The 18,207-nt window shown below is 62.3% G+C and carries 15 protein-coding genes and 2 tRNA genes; all 17 read left to right on the top strand.

The annotated features are described in order from the left end of the window. The 17 genes from nusA to ACTQ05_RS06040 all read left to right on the top strand — a co-directional run bounded on the left by nusA (position 1) and on the right by ACTQ05_RS06040 (position 18,185). Positions 1–1,248: a transcription termination factor NusA gene (gene nusA, locus ACTQ05_RS06120; RefSeq protein WP_154515419.1), complete on the top strand. Its 1,248-nt coding sequence runs from the start codon at positions 1–3 to the stop codon at positions 1,246–1,248. Between the two features lie 91 nt (positions 1,249–1,339). After that, the gene (gene infB / locus ACTQ05_RS06115) at positions 1,340–4,015 is read left to right on the top strand and encodes a translation initiation factor IF-2 (protein WP_427794682.1); all 2,676 of its coding nucleotides are present in this window, start codon (positions 1,340–1,342) and stop codon (positions 4,013–4,015) included. 11 nt (positions 4,016–4,026) lie between these two features. Further along, positions 4,027–4,437 carry a 30S ribosome-binding factor RbfA gene (gene rbfA / locus ACTQ05_RS06110; RefSeq protein ID WP_006234038.1) on the top strand — a complete coding sequence of 137 codons (411 nt, stop codon included), beginning with the start codon at positions 4,027–4,029 and terminating at the stop codon, positions 4,435–4,437. Next, the gene (locus ACTQ05_RS06105; protein WP_427719632.1) at positions 4,430–5,473 is read left to right on the top strand and encodes a DHH family phosphoesterase; all 1,044 of its coding nucleotides are present in this window, start codon (positions 4,430–4,432) and stop codon (positions 5,471–5,473) included. The genes rbfA and ACTQ05_RS06105 overlap by 8 nt, the downstream gene beginning before the upstream one ends. A gap of 15 nt (positions 5,474–5,488) precedes the next feature. After that, complete coding sequence (truB, locus tag ACTQ05_RS06100; RefSeq protein ID WP_441538344.1) at positions 5,489–6,421, top strand: tRNA pseudouridine(55) synthase TruB; 933 nt, start codon at positions 5,489–5,491, stop codon at positions 6,419–6,421. Continuing rightward, positions 6,418–7,425 (top strand): riboflavin biosynthesis protein RibF, encoded by a 1,008-nt coding sequence (ribF, locus tag ACTQ05_RS06095; RefSeq protein WP_441538342.1) that lies wholly within the window; start codon positions 6,418–6,420, stop codon positions 7,423–7,425. Before truB ends, ribF begins: the two co-directional genes overlap by 4 nt. Further along, complete coding sequence (gene dnaG / locus ACTQ05_RS06090; protein WP_441538341.1) at positions 7,418–9,526, top strand: DNA primase; 2,109 nt, start codon at positions 7,418–7,420, stop codon at positions 9,524–9,526. The genes ribF and dnaG overlap by 8 nt, the downstream gene beginning before the upstream one ends. 110 nt (positions 9,527–9,636) lie before the next feature. Beyond that, positions 9,637–10,980, top strand: coding sequence for an RNA polymerase sigma factor RpoD (rpoD, locus tag ACTQ05_RS06085; protein ID WP_370450567.1), 1,344 nt, complete (start codon positions 9,637–9,639; stop codon positions 10,978–10,980). Between the two features lie 342 nt (positions 10,981–11,322). Then, positions 11,323–11,397, top strand: a tRNA-Asn gene (locus tag ACTQ05_RS06080). A 33-nt stretch (positions 11,398–11,430) separates the two neighbouring features. Further along, positions 11,431–11,505, top strand: a tRNA-Asn gene (locus ACTQ05_RS06075). 162 nt (positions 11,506–11,667) lie between these two features. Next, positions 11,668–12,057: an Asp23/Gls24 family envelope stress response protein gene (locus ACTQ05_RS06070; protein WP_187361832.1), complete on the top strand. Its 390-nt coding sequence runs from the start codon at positions 11,668–11,670 to the stop codon at positions 12,055–12,057. A gap of 27 nt (positions 12,058–12,084) precedes the next feature. Beyond that, positions 12,085–13,746, top strand: a complete 1,662-nt coding sequence (locus ACTQ05_RS06065; RefSeq protein ID WP_154515431.1) for a DAK2 domain-containing protein — start codon at positions 12,085–12,087, stop codon at positions 13,744–13,746. Between the two features lie 10 nt (positions 13,747–13,756). Beyond that, positions 13,757–15,934 (top strand): ATP-dependent DNA helicase RecG, encoded by a 2,178-nt coding sequence (gene recG, locus ACTQ05_RS06060; RefSeq protein ID WP_441538339.1) that lies wholly within the window; start codon positions 13,757–13,759, stop codon positions 15,932–15,934. Continuing rightward, positions 15,931–16,575: a 16S rRNA (guanine(966)-N(2))-methyltransferase RsmD gene (gene rsmD, locus ACTQ05_RS06055; RefSeq protein ID WP_441538338.1), complete on the top strand. Its 645-nt coding sequence runs from the start codon at positions 15,931–15,933 to the stop codon at positions 16,573–16,575. The genes recG and rsmD overlap by 4 nt, the downstream gene beginning before the upstream one ends. After that, on the top strand, positions 16,568–17,065 hold the full coding sequence (coaD, locus tag ACTQ05_RS06050; protein ID WP_154515440.1) for a pantetheine-phosphate adenylyltransferase: 498 nt from the start codon (positions 16,568–16,570) through the stop codon (positions 17,063–17,065). Before rsmD ends, coaD begins: the two co-directional genes overlap by 8 nt. A gap of 68 nt (positions 17,066–17,133) precedes the next feature. After that, entirely contained in the window at positions 17,134–17,631 is a 498-nt protein-coding gene (locus ACTQ05_RS06045) for an ATPase (RefSeq protein WP_154515443.1), read from the top strand. After that, positions 17,631–18,185 carry a YceD family protein gene (locus ACTQ05_RS06040; RefSeq protein ID WP_441538337.1) on the top strand — a complete coding sequence of 185 codons (555 nt, stop codon included), beginning with the start codon at positions 17,631–17,633 and terminating at the stop codon, positions 18,183–18,185. The genes ACTQ05_RS06045 and ACTQ05_RS06040 overlap by 1 nt, the downstream gene beginning before the upstream one ends. Positions 18,186–18,207 lie beyond the last annotated feature (22 nt).

Below are 18,207 nucleotides of genomic sequence, written 5' to 3'. Positions count from 1 at the left end.
ATGGCAGCATCCGACATGATGTCCGCCCTGATGGAGCTTTGCCAGGAGAAGCACATCGACCAGCTCTACCTGATCGACCGCCTGGAGCAGTCGCTCGCCAAGAGCTATGCCGAGATCCTGCATCTTGAGTGGGGCGCCAAGGTGACCATCGACCGCACCACCGGCAAGATCTATGTCTACCGCCTGGAGCCGATCGACGATTCCATGGACGAGGAGGGCAACTTCACCGAGTTCGAGGAGATCGACGTCACCCCCAAGAACACCAGCCGCATCGCCGCCCAGCACGCCAAGGCCGAGATCAACGCCATCGTGCGCAACTCCGCCCGCGAGCAGATCTACGAGGAGTTCTCCGGCCGTATCGGCGACCTCATCAGCGGTACCGTACTGCAGTCCACACCCGACTTTACGATCGTCAAGATCCGCGAAGGCGTCGAGGCCGAGCTTCCGCACTTTGATCAGCGCCGCTACGAGAACGAGCGCAACGAGCGCCCCATGGGCGAGCGCTATCTGCACAACCAGCACATCAAGGCCGTGATCATTGACGTTCGCGACCCCAACTCCACGCTTCCGCCGGTCCGCGGCGAGCACAGCCGTCCGCCGATCGTTATCTCGCGTACCCACCCCGAGCTCATGCGTCGTCTGTTTGAGCAGGAGGTGCCCGAGATCTATGAGGGCACCGTCCAGATCAAGTCGATCGCCCGCGAGCCCGGCCAGCGCTCCAAGGTCGCCGTCCACTCGCTCGACGACCGCCTGGATCCCGTGGGCGCCTGCGTCGGCCCCAAGGGCAGCCGTGTGCGCGCCGTCGTGGGCGAGCTGCGCGGTGAGCGCGTCGACGTCATCCTGTGGGATGCCGATCCGGCCGTCTACGTCGCCAACGCCCTGTCGCCCGCCAAGGTCACTCGCGTCCTTATCGACGAGGAGAAGGCCTATGCCGGCGTCATTGTGCCCGACGACCAGCTTTCGCTCGCCATTGGCAAGGAGGGCCAGAACGCCCGCCTGGCCGCACGCCTGACCGGCTGGCACATCGACATTAAGTCCGAGACCCTTGCCGCCGACATCCTCAAGAACGTTCCCGTTCACGAGGAGCCTGCCGCTGACCTGATCGGTGACGAGGAGGATGACGACGCCCGTCGTTGCGAGTACGTGTCCGAGGACGGCATCCAGTGCCGCAACCAGGCCCGTCCCGGTTCCCGTTTCTGCGGTGTCCACGACACCGACGCCTTCGATGATGCGGAGGACCTGATCTAGCGCGCGGTTGCGCTGGACAGGTTCCGGCGCACATCCCACGCTCGTTCAGTCTCTAGGCACCCAAGGTGCCAGAAAGGGTAGGTGAAGTCATATGGCTAAAGTCCGTGTTTCCACCCTGGCCAAAGAGTTCGGCATGACCTCCAAGGAACTGATGGGTCACCTCGCCGAAATGAAGATTCCCGCTAAGTCTGCTTCCTCCGCGCTGGAGGACGCTTATGTTGCCATGGTCCGCAAGCAGCTTGCCTCGGTGATCGAGGCCCGCGCCCAGGAAGTCGAGGCCGCCAAGCAGGCCGAGGAGGAGGCTGCCGCCGCCGAGGAGGCAGCGCGTGCCGCCGAGGCCGAGCGCGAGCGCATCGCCGCCGAGAAGGCACGCGAGGAGGAGCGCCGCCAGTTTGCCGCCGCCCAGGCTGCCGAGGAGGCAGCCCGTGCCGAGGCCGAGGCCAAGAAGAAGGCCGAGCAGGAGCGCCTTGCCCGCGAAAAGGAGGAGGCTGCTCGCGAGGCCCAGCGCCGCGCCGTTCCCGCTTCCGACTCCGGTTCGCGCTTCCGTTCGCTGCTCGATCAGATCGCCGCACAGGAGACCGTGCTCAAGGAGAAGAAGGACGCCGAGGACAAGGCCAAGGCCGAGCGCGGCAACCGTCGCGGCGGCAACAGCGATCGTCGTGGCGGCCGTCGCAACGACCGCAACGCCTCCGAGAGCCGCCCGCACAGCCATCGCACCAATGCCAGCAACAATGTCGCTGCCGGCATGGATTTCCCCAACCCCGATAAGCAGGGCAAGGGCAAGAAGCGCAAGGGTGGTCACAACAGCGAAGAGGACCACTACAGCCGCATGGCGCGCGAGGCCGAGGAGTACAGCCGCGAGAAGGTTCTCGAGGAGGCCCGTGCCGCCGTCGAGGAGGCCTCTCGCGAGTCCACCGGTCGCCGCAAGAAGCGCAAGGAGAAGCGCGAGCGCGAGGCCGCTAGGGCTCAGGAGGAGCGCAAGATTGAGGAGGCGCTGGCCCAGGGCGTGAACCCCGAGGAGCTCGACGCCATCAAGGTCTCCCAGGGCGTTACCGTCCAGGAGCTTGCCGAGGCGCTTGACGTTCCGGCCAACGACATCATCAAGCGCCTGTTCCTGCTGGGCACGCCGCTCACCATGACGCAGTCCATGTCCGACGACCTTGTCGAGCTCGTTGCCGACGACTTGGGCCGTCAGATCAGGATCATCACCCCCGAGGAGGAGAACACCTTCTCGTTCTACGACGATCCCGCCGACCTTAAGCCCCGCGCCCCGGTCGTCACCGTCATGGGTCACGTCGACCACGGCAAGACGAGCCTGCTCGACGCCATCCGCCACACCGGCGTCGCTGCCGGCGAGGCTGGCGGCATTACCCAGGCCATCGGCGCTTCGCAGGTCATGATCAACGACCGCAAGATCACCTTCATCGATACCCCGGGCCACGCTACCTTTACGGCCATGCGTGCCCGTGGCGCCAAGGTGACCGACATCGTCATCCTGATCGTCGCCGCCGACGACGGCGTCATGCCCCAGACGGTCGAGTCGATCAACCACGCCAAGGCCGCCGGCGTTCCCATCGTCGTCGCCGTCAACAAGATCGATAAGCCCGGCGCCAACCCCGACCGCGTGCGCCAGGAACTCACCGAGTACGGCGTCATCCCCGAGGAGTGGGGCGGACAGAATATGTTCGTCAACATCTCGGCCAAGCAGAAGATCGGTATCGACGACCTTCTGGAGACCGTGCTGCTCCAGGCCGACGTGCTCGAGCTCAAGGCCAACCCCGATACCTTCGCCTCGGGCAACGTCCTCGAGGCCAAGCTCGACAAGGGCCGCGGCTCGGTCGCTACCGTGCTCGTGACCCGCGGTACCCTGCACGTGGGCGATACGCTGGTCGCCGGCCTCACCTATGGCCGCGTCCGCGCCATGCTCGACCCCAAGGGCCGCGCCGTCACCGAGGCCGGTCCCTCCGACGCCGTCGAGATCCTGGGCCTGCAGTCCGTCCCCAACGCCGGTGACGAGTTCCGCGTGTTCGAGGACGAGCGCGAGGCGCGCGCCCTGGCCGATGAGCGCTCGCTCAAGGCCCGTATCGAGGAGCAGAGCCGCGTGAAGCACGTCACGCTCGAGAACCTCTTCGAGACCATCGCTGACGCCGAGGTCAAGGAGCTCAACCTGATCATCAAGGCCGACGTCCAGGGCTCCATCGAGGCCCTTCAGGACTCGCTCGACAAGATGGATCAGTCCGAGGTCCGCATCAACACGATCCACTCCGCGGTCGGTGCCATCAACGAGACCGACGTCGTCCTGGCCGACGCCTCCAACGCCATCATCATTGGCTTTGGCGTGCGTCCCGACGGTAAGGCCCGCTCCGCTGCCGAGCGCGAGGGCGTCGAGATTCGTTGCTACGACGTTATCTACAAGTGCCTCGAGGAGCTCGACGCTGCCCGTATCGGCATGCTCAAGCCCACCGAGGTCGAGGTCTCCACGGGTACCGCGACCGTCCTGGACACCTTTAAGGTGCCCAAAGTCGGTATCGCCGCCGGTGTCCGCGTCGAGGAGGGCGAGATCGCCGCGACCGATTCCGTGCGCCTGGTGCGCGACGGCATCGTTGTCTTTAACGGTAAGATCGCCTCGATGCGCCACTACAAGGACGAGGCCAAGAGCCTTAAGAGCGGTTCCGAGGGCGGCATTGGCCTGGAGAACTTCCAGGACATCAAGCCCGGCGACCAGATCGAGGGTTACCGTATCGACCAGGTTGCCCGTACCGAGTAGGGGGTAGCGCTATGAAGCAAACGCAGGCAACCCGCCGTCTGGGCGAGCAGCTTCGCGAGAAGCTCGGTTATATCCTTCTCTTTGAGGTTTCCGATCCGCGTCTCGACCTGGTCACCCTGACCGCGGTCGAGGTCGCGGTGGACCGTTCGTTCGCGCGCGTGTACGTGTCGTGCGATGCGAGCCGCTACGATGAGGTCATGGAGGCGCTCGCCAGCGCCAAGGGCCGCATTCGCAGCCTGTTGGCTCGTTCACTCGACTGGCGCGTCACGCCCGAGCTCGATTTTCGCATCGATCGCTCGACCGATGAGGCCGAGCGCATTACGCGTGCGCTGGAGAATGTCCCGGCCACGCTGGCGATCGAAAAGGACGAGGACGGCTATCCCATAGCGGATGCCGCCCAGGAGGCAGCTTTAGATGACTAATTCCGCCGACCTCGTCTCGTGCGAGTCTGCAGATATTAAACGACGCATCCTCGAGCTTATCGAGGGTGCGTCCTCCATTGCGATCTCGGGTCATACCTCTCCCGACGGCGATGCCCTGGGCTCCGTGTTGGGCCTGGGTCTCTCGCTCATGAAGGCGTTCCCCGACAAGGACATCGCGCTGCTGCTCGCAGACGACGATCCCGTTCCGCGTATTTACCGCTTTATGGAAGGCGCCGATCGTCTGGTGCCGGCTTCGAGCTTTACGGGCGATCCCGACCTGTTTATCTCGGTGGATGTGCCGGTTGTCGAGCGTCTGAACAACTCGGCCGACGTGCTCCGCCGCTCCAAACATGTGGTGTGCTTTGACCACCATCCGGCGCGCGAGGAGTTTGCCGAGGTAAGCCTGAGGCGTGTCGATGCTGCGGCGTGCGCCATGATCATCGACCGCTTTTTGGATGATTGCGGCATTGTCGTTCGCGATCGCATCGCCACCTGCCTGCTCTGTGGCCTGGTTACCGATACCGGTCGTTTTCAGTATCAGAATGCCGATGCCGCCGCGTTCCATGCGGCTTCGCGCCTGGTGGCGCACGGTGCCGACCCGGCGCGTGTCGCGCTCGAGGTCTATCAGAGCATGCGCGTCGAGTTCTTGCACCTCAAGTCCATCGTCATGGGCCGCATCAAGACGGTCGCGCACGGGCGCGTGGCGTATAGCTACGCGTACGAAAGCGACCTTAAGGAATGTGGCGTCACCTCGGATGAGTGCGACGGCTTGGTCGATGTGGTGCGCTCGGTGATGGGTGTCGAGGTCTGCCTGTTCCTTAAGGGCATCGAGGGCGATACCAAGGTGCGCGGAAACCTGCGCTCCAAGGGTGACATGGATGTCTCCGAGATTGCGGCCAACTTTGGCGGAGGCGGACATCACGCTGCCGCCGGCTTTACCAATAACGGAACGATTTTCGAGACGCTCACCGCGGCACTTCCCATGCTGGCCGAGCTGGTGGGGGAGGATCCCGCTTCGGTGACCGTCGAGCTCTAACTTTTTGGATGGTACATGGCTCGTCGTACGCCTTCTCAATTGAATATGCTGCTCGCCGTCGATAAACCGGTGGGCTGCACGTCCCACGACGTGGTATCGCGGTGCCGGCGCGCCCTCCATGAGCGGCGCGTCGGTCATGCCGGCACGCTCGACCCCATGGCGTCGGGTGTCATGGTGGTGGGCGTGGGCCAGGCTACGCGTCTGCTGGGCATGCTTACCCTCGATACCAAAAGTTACGTCGCCGATATCTCGTTTGGCGCCGAGACCAATACCGACGATGCGGAAGGCGAGGCCGTCCGTACGGTTGCCATTGCACCCGAGCTGCGCGATCCGGCCTATGCCCGTGAGCGCTTGAGCGCCATGCTGGGCCCTCAGATGCAGGTCCCGCCGGCGTTTTCGGCTATTTCGGTCAACGGCGTGCGCGCCTATAAGTCTGCACGTGAGGGCAATGCCGTTGAGTTGCCTGCGCGCCCGGTCGAGGTATATTCTGCCGACCTGATCGCCGTGAGTGGCGAGGGCGATTCCTGCATTTGGACCGTTGCCTTCTCGGTGAGCAAGGGCACCTATATCCGTGCGCTCGCTCGCGACCTGGGTCGCGCCTGCGATAGTGCCGCGCATATTTCCGCGCTGCGCCGTACCGCTTCTGGCATTGTCTCCATCGGTGCCTGCCATGCGGTCGAGGAGCTTTCTGCCGAGTCCGCTGCCGGCTTTGCCTTGGACCCCATTGCGGCCCTCGGCGCCACGCGTGTCGACTTGCCGGGCAATCTTGCGGAAGATCTGCTGTGCGGACGTCGTATTCCTATTGATCGCGCGCTCGCCGGCTTCGATGCGTCGAAGGCACCGTTTGCGCTGGTGCTCGATGGCGGGCTCAAGGCTTTGGCGCGTATCGAGGATGGTCGCTTTGTGATGGAGCACGTCTTTCCGCAGGCGATCGGCGGTGTTCGATGATGCTGGACCCTCACGAGCTCGCGCGCACATTTTTTGTGGGCGCGGCGGCGGAGGCCCGCATCGTTTTGGCTGATGCTTTTGGTGACTGCGAGTCTATGGGTGCCGCCTCGATTGCCATCGGCGTGTTCGATGGCGTGCATAGGGGACATCGTGAGCTGATCGACGCGGTCATTCGCGATGCGCGCGTCCACGGCTGCAAAGCGGTAGTCGTAACGTTTGACCCTGATCCAGATGTTGTGGTGAGCCCTGCGCCCGCTCAAAAATTGATGACGACGGCCGACCGCCTGCATGCCCTGGCTCAGACTGGGGTCGATGCCGTGGTGGCTGTTCCCTTTACGCCTGCGGTAGCGTCGCTCGACCACGTGGGCTTTCTTGAGCTGTTGGCGCATGATGTCGACATTCGCTCCATTCGCGTTGGCAGCGATTTTAGGCTGGGCCGCGGCGGTGCCTCGGGCGTTGCCGAGATGCAGGCATGGGGTGTCGAGCGCGGTGTTGATGTGTATGGGCACAATTTGCTGTGCGAGGGCGGCGAGGCTATCTGTGCCACCCGCATTCGACGTGAGCTGAGCTTGGGCCACGTTGAGCTGGCAGCCGATCTACTCGGCCGTCCCTATATGGTGCGCGGCGGCGTGATTCGCGGTCGTCACGAGGGCTCCGATATGGGATTTCCGACGGCAAACCTGTTGGTGCCAAACGGAATCCAGCTGCCTGCCGATGGCGTCTACGAGGGCCTTGTGCTGGTCGACGATACCGTGTGGCCCGCTGCCGTCAACGTGGGCCTGCCGCCGACGTATGCCGACGATGCCGCTTCGGCGCATCTCGAGGCCAACTTGATCGGGTATGCGGGCGACCTGTATGGACGTTCGGTTTCGTTGGCGTTTACGCGTTGGCTGCGTCCTTCGCGCGTGTTCGATTCGCTGGACGAGCTTATCGCGACCGTCGAGGGTAATATTGACGATATCCGTCATAACTTGGGTGAGCAGGGGGTGAGCATCCGTGATTAGCGATGAGGAGAAAGACCAGGTGCGCGCTGCGTCCGACCTGGTTGCCATTGTGCAGGAAACGGTTGAGCTCAAGCCCCGCGGCCATGAGTTTTGGGGTTGCTGCCCCTTCCATGGCGAAAAGACCCCATCGTTTCACATTATCCCCGCTACGCAGGTGTGGCACTGCTTTGGCTGTGGCGAGGGCGGCGACGTCTTCACCTACATCATGAAGCGCGAGAACCTGAGCTTTCCCGAGTCGATTCGCTACCTGGCCGATCGTGCCGGCATTGAGTTGCACGATACCGGCGCGCAGCGCGATCGCGGCACCAAGCGCGCCCGCATCTATGACCTGTGCGCCGAGACGGCCCAGTTCTATCACACCATGCTCATGCGCGGTAAGGACAGCCGTCCGCGTGAGTACTTTGCCAGCCGCGGTATGGGTGGCGACGTCTGCCGTCGCTACTGCCTGGGCTTTGCGCCGGGTCGCAATATGTTGGTGGCCCATCTGTCGCAGAAGGGCTTTACCCCGCAGGAGATGATCGACGCCAACGTGGCCGTGAGCCGCGGGCGCGGACAGCTTGCCGATCGTTTTTACGACCGCGTGATGTTTCCCATCTTTGACGAACAGGGTCATAACATCGCCTTTGGCGGTCGTATTATGGGCGACGGCCAACCCAAGTACCTCAACACCGCCGAGACGAGCGTGTTTCATAAAAAGAGAAACCTCTACGGTTTTAACTGGGCCAAGGAGTTTATCGTCGCGCAGGATACCGCCATCGTGGTGGAGGGATATACCGACTGCATCGCCTGCTGGGAGGCGGGGATCAAAAACGTCGTCGCCACGCTGGGCACGGCGCTGACGGAACATCACGTAAAGACGCTCACCCGTTTTGCCAAGCGTATTGTGTATATGTTCGATGGTGACGCCGCCGGTCAAAAGGCCGCGCGCCGCGCGATTCAGTTTATCGAGCAGGACTCGATGGACCTGCGCTGCGTGGTGCTTCCCGACGGCAACGACCCCATGGAGTTCGTCACGGCGCATGGTGGCGAGGCACTGCAGGCGCGTATCGACGCCGCCGAGCCCCTCATGGACTTTGTGTACCGCTCACTGCAGGAGTCGAGCGACATTACCACGCCGGGCGGTCGCGCCAAGGCGCTCGAGGATGCGCTGACGCTCATCTATCCGCTGCGCGATAGCTACATGATCGATACGTACTTTATCCAGATCGCCGACCTTCTGGGCCTGGATTTGGAGACGGTACGCTCGAGCTCGGGCCGTGTGTTTCGCGATGTCGCCAAACGCGAGGACGCCGAGCGTCGTCGCGAGCAGAACTACGAGCGCCAGCGGGCACAGGCCGAGCGCGCAGGAGGCGCGGGCGGTCGGGCGTCCGGTCCGCAGGGGGCATCTCGCGGCGCCTGGGCGTCGGGGACGACGCCGCCGGTATCCGCACCGGTCGAGGAGGAACCGTACGACTATGTGCCGCTCGAGGCCTACGGGGCCGCGCCGGTCGAGGTCGTCGACGATATGCCGCCGATCGATGTGCCTGCTGGCATGGACGCGGCGCCCGCGGGGTCTGCTTCGACCGCTTCCGTTCCGGCGACGCCGATCGTGCTGACCGATCTGGAGCGAAAGTCTCTGGCGGGGGAGCGCGAGCTGTTGACGATGCTCACCAGCTACCCCGACCTATTCCGCACGTACGCCGATCGCATCTGCTCGATCGAGTGGGTAGATCCCCGTCACGAGTCCATCGCGTGGGCCGTGCTCGCGACGCCGCCGGGCACCGATCCCGCTGCGTGCATGGATGCCGCGCGCGCGGTGTGTCCCGAGGCGGCTTCGCTTGTCAGCGCCGGGCGCATCTCGGCGACGAGCAAGCATCCCACCGAGACGAACATCGTCTTTATGCTCGATACGCTTGAGCTTTACACCATCAAGCGCCGTATGCGGGCTGCCCAGGCTAAGCTGCGCCAGGACCGGTCGCTCGACGATGACGCGCGCCGTGCATTGACCATGCAGGCCGCGCAGGATTCTTTGCGCCAGCGCGAGCTCCAGAAGTCGATTGGCGGCGTGGCCGATCCGTTCCGGTTGATTGGTTTGGAGGCCGCGGGTCCCGATCAGGCCTAGATGTTGTGGTCAATCGGCATGTTATCTGCTATATCCATTCTGAATTTTGGGTATAGACGTGTAAGTGTGTGCTAAAGTAATGTGTCCTGTGGACTACGAAGGGAGAATCTGTGCCAAATAAGACTGAGAGCACGGGTACTGGGCTGGAATCCTACGTTGCTAAGCTCATGGGCAACGGCTCAAACAGGACTTCGGTAACCGAGGACGAGATCCAGGTCGTCCTGAAGGATATCGATGTTTCTGACGAGCAGCTCAACGCGGTCTATTCCGCGCTGCGCAACAGCGGCATCCAGATTATCTCCGCGAGCGGAAACGACGACGCCCCCATGGACGTCGACGATGACGATAACGATACCGACGATTTCGATGACGACGAGGAGCACGATTCCGGCTCGCTCGACGATCATGAGCTTAAGATGGCCCGTCAGGCCGATGCCGAGATGGGTTCTTGCAAGAGCAAAAAGAAGCGCACCGTCCGTACGTCCCGTTCGCGTTCTCGCGTGCGTGGCATCGATGCCTCCACGGTGATGCTGACCGGTGACCCGGTTCGTATGTACCTTAAGGAGATCGGCAAGGTCGACCTGCTGACCGCCTCCGAAGAGGTCGATCTGGCCATGAAGATCGAGGCCGGTCTCGAGGCCACCGAGAAGCTCGAGGCCGCCGAGGCGGGCGAGATCGAGCTCACCCGCGCCGAGATGCGTCGTCTGACTCGTATCGAGAACGTGGGCCTCGAGGCCAAGCAGGCGCTCATCAGCGCCAACCTCCGTCTGGTCGTCTCCATCGCCAAGCGCTACGTCGGTCGCGGCATGCTGTTCCTGGATCTGATCCAGGAGGGCAACCTCGGTCTGATTCGCGCCGTCGAGAAGTTCGACTACCAGAAGGGCTTCAAGTTTTCCACGTACGCCACGTGGTGGATCCGTCAGGCCATCACGCGCGCTATCGCCGACCAGGCCCGTACCATCCGTATTCCCGTACACATGGTCGAGACCATCAACAAGCTGGTCCGCGTGCAGCGCCAGCTCCTCCAGGATCTGGGTCGCGACCCGACCCCCGAGGAGATCGGTGCCGAGATGGACATGAGTGCCGACCGCGTCCGCGAGATTCAGAAGATCTCGCAGGAGCCCGTGTCGCTCGAGACTCCTATCGGCGAGGAAGAGGATTCCCAGCTGGGCGACTTTATCGAGGACTCCCAGGCCATCGTTCCGCCCGATGCCGCCAGCTTCTCCATGCTGCAGGAGCAGCTCACCCAGGTGCTCGACTCGCTTGCCGATCGTGAGCGCAAGGTTATTGAGCTGCGCTTTGGACTTGTCGACGGACATCCCCGCACGCTCGAGGAAGTCGGCCGCGAGTTTGGTGTCACACGCGAGCGCATCCGCCAGATCGAGTCCAAGACCCTGGCCAAGCTCCGCCACCCCAGCCGCTCCAGCAAGCTCAAGGACTATATCGAAAGCTAGTCATGCAAGAAGCGCCCTCAAGCACATCCGCTTGAGGGCGCTTTCATGTAACAAGGGCCGGCAGTTAGGGCACGGGTAGTCTTTTTGGGACGGGGCTTTTTTAGCTGCCCTATCGCAATGAGCGGCTCAAGCTTTAAAGGCCCCAGATTGGGTAGCTAAAAAAGCCCCGTCCCAAAAAGACTACCCTGGGCGTCTGGTTGATTAGTCGTTGGGGACGTTCTTGAATGACTAGTCGTTTAAGAACGTCCCCAACGACTGGGTCGGAAAATTTCTTAAAAAAGTTCTTGCCCTGAGCTGATTCGTCCGTATAATAAACTTCGTTGCTTGAGAGCATGCACCTATTCCTCGGTAGCTCAATGGTAGAGCACGCGGCTGTTAACCGCGCTGTTGTAGGTTCGAGTCCTACCCGGGGAGCCAGAATTTCTCAGCCCAATCTGCTGGGCTTTAAATTCCTCGGTAGCTCAATGGTAGAGCACGCGGCTGTTAACCGCGCTGTTGTAGGTTCGAGTCCTACCCGGGGAGCCAGATTGTAAAACCCGTCGCTTTTGCGGCGGGTTTTTTTCATGCTGCGATTGCTTAACGCAAACGTTGCCATATCAACATTTCGTGTCGAGGATGTAATCCCGCGACCCACCACCTCAACATGGCGCGGTCGTTGTAGAATATTGCAATGATTGCTCCCACGACATGGTGCCGCGAGCACCAGATAAGGAGATTCTTGTGTCTGAGACCATTAACGGCAGCCTGAGCGTCTCGAACGACGTTATTGCCGATATTGCCGGTTATGCCGCGATGACGTGCTATGGCGTCGTCGGTATGGCCGAGCAGCTCCAGGGCGCCGAGAGCGTGCGCCTGCTTGCCGGTCAGCGCCTCCGCAAGGGCGTGCTTGTCTCCGCCGACGAGAACGGCCTTACGGTCGACCTTCACGTCGTGCTCGAGAACGGCGTCAACATGAAGTCCGTCTGCCACAATCTTTCGAGCTCCGTTGCCTTCACCCTGCAGGAGATCGCCCAGATCGATCCCGCCAGCCTTAAGATCGGCATTCACATCGACGCGCTCAAGAGCCGTCTGAACTAGCATCCGAAAACGGAGATTCAAATACTCATGATTGTAAAGACCATTCGCACCTGTTTTCCGATCGCTGCGGCTGCCGTTTCCGACAAGGCCGAGGAGATCAATAAACTCAACGTCTTTCCCGTGCCCGACGGCGACACCGGCACCAACATGTCGCTCACGCTCGCCTCGGTGACCAAGGAGCTTTCCGCCCTTCCCGCCGATGCCGATATGGAGGCTATCGCCGGCGCCATCACCCACGGCTCCCTCATGGGCGCCCGCGGCAACTCCGGCGTTATCACCTCGCAGATCCTGCGCGGCGTGGCCGAGGGCCTCGTCTCTGTCGATGAGCCCATCACGTCTGCCGACATCGCGCATGCTTTCCGTCGCGCCGTCAAGGTCGCCTTCCAGGCCGTCCGCAAGCCCATCGAGGGCACGATTCTTACGGTCCTGCGCGACGTCTCGACCAAGGCCGACGAGTGCGAGAAGAAGAAGTTCTCGGCCGAGGACGCGCTCGACGCCATCGTCGTCGAGGCCTACCAGTCTGTGGCTCGCACGCCCGACCTGCTGCCCGTTCTGAAGGAGAACGGCGTGGTCGACTCCGGCGCCTTTGGCTTTGCCATCTTCCTGGAAAACTTCGTTGCCGCTGCTCTGGGCCGCAGCACTGTTGTCGAGGATTTCTCCACCACGTTTGATTCCGCTGGCTCTGCCCGCGATGCGGCCCTCGGTCGCGTCGAGATCGAGGCCAACGACGACTGGGAGGGCTCGGAGTTCCGCTACTGCAACGAGTTCCTCTTTAAGGCCGACGCCCCGTTTGACGAGGACGAGTGCCTTAAGTTCCTGGGTTCCATGGGCGACTGCGAGCTGCTCGTGGGCGCCTACCCCGACTACAAGATCCACGTGCACTCCAACACCCCCAACCTGGTGCTCGAGCACATGCTGCAGCTTGGCCAGATCTACGAGGTCTTTATCCACAACATGGAGATGGAGGCCCACGACCGTACCGCTAAGATCCACGAGGACCAGGAAAAGGCCGCCGAGCCCGCCAAGGCCCTGGGTTTTGTCGCCGTTGCCGCCGGTTCCGGTGAGGCCGACATCCTCAAGTCCCTCGGCGTCGACGTGGTCGTTTCGGGTGGCCAGACCATGAACCCCTCGACCGCCGACCTGTTGGGCGCGGTGGACCAGGTCAACGCGACTTCGGTCATCATCCTGCCCAATAACGGCAATATCCGTATGGCTGCCGAGGCTGCCGCTTCTGCCTGCACCGACAAAAAGGTCGCCGTTGTTCCCACCAAGACCGTTCCGCAGGCGTTCTCCGCTCTGTTCGCGGTGCTGCCCGATTCCGAGCTCGAGGACGCCGTCGCCGCCATGGTCGATGCCATCAGCGAGGTTCGCGATGGCGAGGTCACCCGTGCCGTGCGCGATTCCAGCGCCTCTGACGGCTCGCCGATTCACTCCGGTGACGTCATGGGTATCATTGCCGGCTCCATCGACGTGGTCGGCTCCGATGTGAAGCAGGTCACGCTCGACTGCATCAACCGCATGCAGGAGGAAGAGGAGGGCGACGCGCTGACGATTCTGGCCGGCGAGGAGCTGTCCGATGAGGCCTTCCAGGAGATCGTCGACGCCATCGAGGAGGCTCAGCCCGACCTGGAGATTGACGCCCATCGTGGCGAGCAGCCGCTCTATCCCGTGATCTTCTCGATCGAGTAGGCATCTGCCCATGTCCGAGCTGTGCTCCGTGCCGCGCGTCTCGGAGCGCTTTGCCCAGAGCAATGCGCTCGACGAGGATATCGCGCGACTCAAATATGTTTCGGGTAAACGTGAGGAGGCCCTTCGCCGTCTGGGAATTAGGACGGTGGGGGACCTCCTTCTCCATATCCCTCATCGATATCTGGACTTTACACGCTCCTGGTCCATCGAGATGGCGCCTATCGGTACGGTGTGCACGATCGTCGCCACGGTCGATCGTATCGTTCAAAAGCAGCCCCGCCCGCGTATGCAGGTTACCGAGGTCTCGCTTGTGGACGAGACGGGCGTGCTGCAAGTCGCTTTTTTCCGCCAGCCCTGGATTGCCCAGCAGCTCAAGCAGGGCGACCGCCTGGCCGTGATGGGTAAGGTCGAATTTGCCTATGGCTTTAAGCAGATGGCCTCGCCGCATTTCGAAAAGCTCGAGGACGGGCGTGCCGCGGGCACCATCCTTCCGGTTCACTATGTGAGCGACGGTGTGAGCCAGGCTTGGATGCGCCGTATCGTGAGCGGCGCGCTCGAGATTGTCGGCAATCCTTTCGACCCGATTCCCGCGCCCCTGCGCGCCAAGCGCCGCCTTATGAGCAGCGCCCGTGCGCTGCGTTCGATTCACTTTCCCTCGAGTATGGCCGAGCGCGATATCGCGCGCGCACGGCTTGCCTATGAGGAATGCCTCTATCTTCAGCTGGCGCTTCGTCTGCGCAACGACGGCGGTATGGTCAAGGTGGTTCCCTACACCCATACCGCGGGTGGTCATTTGACGGCGCTTAGGCGGGCCCTGCCGTTTTCGCTGAGCGACGAGCAGGAGGCCGCGTTCCAAGACATCCTGCATGACATGTGCGATGGCGACCACGTGATGAACCGCTTGCTGCTGGGCGATGTCGGTACCGGCAAGACCGCCGTCGCCGCCTGCGCGCTGGCAGTCGCGGCCGATTCGGGTACCCAGTCCTGCGTCATGGCACCCACGGGCGTGCTGGCGCGTCAATATGCCGATAAGACCGGCCCTTTGCTCTCGCAGGCCGGTATGTCCTGGGCGCTCCTGACGGGTGCTACCCCGGCCGCCGAGCGCGAGCGCATCCATGCACAGCTGCAGTCTGGTGAGCTCGATGTGCTCTTTGGTACCCATGCGGTCCTTTCGGATAACGTAACGTTTAAACATCTTTCACTCGTCGTTATCGACGAGCAGCATCGGTTTGGCGTGGGGCAGCGCAATGCCCTGCGTGCCAAAGGCCCAGGTGCGGACTTGCTCGTTATGACGGCCACGCCTATTCCGCGCACACTGGCGCTCTCGGTCTATGGCGACCTGGACACGTCCATCATTCGTCATCGCCCCGTTCCCGGGGCCGGCGTCTCGACGCGCGTGCTCACCGAGTCGAGCCGCGACCTGGCCTACGGTGCCATTCGCGAGGCGCATGCTCAAGGACAGCAGGCTTACGTTATCTGCCCGCTTGTGGAGCCGAGTGACTCCGCGGACGATTTGGAAGACGTTCCCGGCATTGCTCGCGACGATGAAGGTCGCGTGACGGTGCCCGTGCCGTTACACGACACCGCGACCGAGCTCGACCGCCTGCGTCTGGCATTGCCGGGGCTTTCCGTCGAGCGTCTTCACGGCCGCATGCCGGCGGGGGAGAAGGACCGCGTGATCGACGCCTTTAAGCGCGGCGAGATCGACGTGCTCGTCTCGACTACGGTGGTCGAGGTGGGCGTCGACGTGCCCAACGCCACCGTCATGGTTATCGAGAACGGCGAGCGCTTTGGCTTGGCGGCCCTGCATCAGCTTAGAGGCCGCGTGGGCCGCGGCAGCGTGTCGGGCACGTGCCTGGTCATGACGCATTCCAAGGGCAATGGCGGTGTGTCTGCTGCGCAAGACCGCCTGCGGGCGCTCGAAAAGACCTCTGACGGTTTTGCACTTGCGCAGATGGACCTGCGTTTGCGCCACGAGGGCGAAATCTTGGGTTATCGCCAACATGGCGGTGTGACCCTGCGTTTTGTGGACCTGGACGCCGACGAGGATCTTATCGAATGGGCCCATTTGGACGCGGTCGAGCTCTTGCGGTATGCTTGCAACCTTGACTCCGTGGCGACGCGTCCCTTGCGCGATGCGGTCGCCACGCGTTACCGACATATTTTCAAGGAGGTCAGCGGAGGATGAGAATCATCGGCGGTGAATGGCGCGGCCGCAAGATCGAAGAGCCGCGTGGGCGCGATGTCACCCGTCCCACGACCGACCGCGTGCGCGAGGCATGTGCGTCCATGGTCATGTCGGCATTCGATTTCGATCTGGACGAGGTCCGCGTGCTGGATGCCTTTGGCGGCTCCGGTGCCCTGGGAATCGAGATGCTCTCGCGCGGCGCTCGCTCGCTCATCACGTTCGAGATCGATCGCAATGCCGCCCGACTGATCACTAAGAATGTCGAGTCGCTGTGTCGCGACCGCTCGCGTTGGCGCGTCGTTACCGGCGATGTGTTGGCGAGCGCCTCGCGCGGCCGTGTTCCGGGCGGCCCCTTTGATCTGGTCCTGCTCGATCCACCCTATGCCTTTGGCGCCGAGCCGGTCGAGGAGCTGCTGCGCAATCTTGCCCAGCAGGGCTTGCTGGCACCAGGGGCCTTTGCCCTGTTTGAGCATGCCGCAAGCGACGCGGGCGCTCATCCGGCTGGTTTTGAGACCGTGCGAGAGAAACGCTACGGCATTACCTCGGTTGACTTGCTGCGCTGGGTGGCCGCGGACGAGTGCGACCATGCTAATGACAGCGATATTGACGAGGACGTGCCTTTGGAGGATACCCATGAATGACACTATCAACCGCGTGATCGTTCCGGGTACGTTTGACCCCATCACGTTTGGTCACATCGATGTAATCCGCCGCGCCCGCCGCATTTTTCCCAGCGTGATTGTCGCCGTGGCGGAGTCGCAGGGCAAAAACGGCGTGGGCACCACCTTTATGCTCGATGAGCGCGTGGCGTTGGCCCGCGAGGCCCTGGGCGATATTGACGGTGTCGAGGTACTGCCCTTTACCGGCCTGTTGGTCGATTTTGCCCGTGAGCAGGGTGCGGGTGCTGTGGTCAAGGGCCTGCGCGCCATGACCGACTTTGAGTACGAGCTGCAGCAGGCGGACCTCAACTATCGCCTGGACAACGAGCTTGAGTCCATTTTTGTCATGAGTGCGCCGCAGTACGGCTATATCTCGAGCTCGGTGGTTCGTCAGATCGCATCGCTTGGAAGCGATGTGTCGACGTTTGTGCCGCCCAATGTGGTCGAAGCGCTTAAACATCGCTTTTCGTGACGTTTTATATTGCCTGATGGCATGTGGTAAACTAACACGATGACATGTTACCTATGAAAGGAGACCGGATGCCGGGCGAGAATTTTCCTGGCGACAGGATCGTGAGCCTTGTCGAGGAGCTCGAGGGGCTCATCGAAGAGGCTAAGACGCCGTTCGGCAAGAATGCCCAGATGAAGGTTATCGATGCCGACGTCTTCTTTAACATCCTTGACGAGATCCGTATGAGCTATCCCGAGGAGTGGCAGAAGTCCCGTCGCATCCTCAAGGAGCGCGACGAGCTTATGGCTTCCGCCGCCGCTCAGGCCGATTCCATCATTGCCGATGCTCAGCAGCAGGCACTCACCATTGCCGGTGAGCAGGAGATCGTCCGCTTGGCGCAGCAGCAGGCCGACGATATCCGTGATCGTGCCCAGCAGTACGAGCGCGAGACGCGCTATGCGGCCGAGGATTATGCCGAGCAGGTCTTTACGCACCTCGAGGAGAACCTCAAGAGCCTGACCGGCACCGTTACCCGTTGCCGTCAGCAGCTCAACGAGGGCGCCGCCCAGCAGAACGGTCAGTGGTAATGGCTGAGTTCCCGAGCGTTACCGTCGATCTTTCCGAGCAGCTCGAGTTTCCCGGAGACTCGTATCCGCTGACCGGCAAGGTCGATGTCGCCACCTACATGGTGGGCGAGAAGGAGTACCAGCTGCAGGACGGCATTACTTACGACGTGGTTTTTACCAATGCGGGCACCGGTGTTCTGCTCTCCGGCATGGTTCGAGCGCACGTCACCGGCGAATGCGACCGCTGCCTTGAGCTCGCCTCGTTTGATATCGCCGGCGAGATCGAGGAGTTCTACCTCTTTGAGGAGCCCGAGGATCCCGAGGCCTACGAGGACGGTTACGAGCTTTTGGGCGAGGACCGCATTGTCGATCTGGGGGAGCCCATTAACGACGCCGTTGTCATGGACACGCCGTTTGTGGTGCTCTGCAAGCCCGATTGCCGCGGCCTGTGCCCCACCTGCGGCATCAATCTCAACGTCGAGCAATGCGATTGCGCCGCCCAGGCCGAGGCCGAATGGGCCGCTGCCACGGAAAATCCATTTGCAGCATTGAAGAATCTCAATCTTGATGAGTAAAAATGTGGTAGTATCGCTACTT

This window comes from Collinsella sp. LCP21S3_A9 (assembly GCF_052118785.1).
Classification (GTDB): Bacteria; Actinomycetota; Coriobacteriia; order Coriobacteriales; family Coriobacteriaceae; genus Collinsella.
This window is presented reverse-complemented; position numbering and strand designations above follow the sequence as displayed.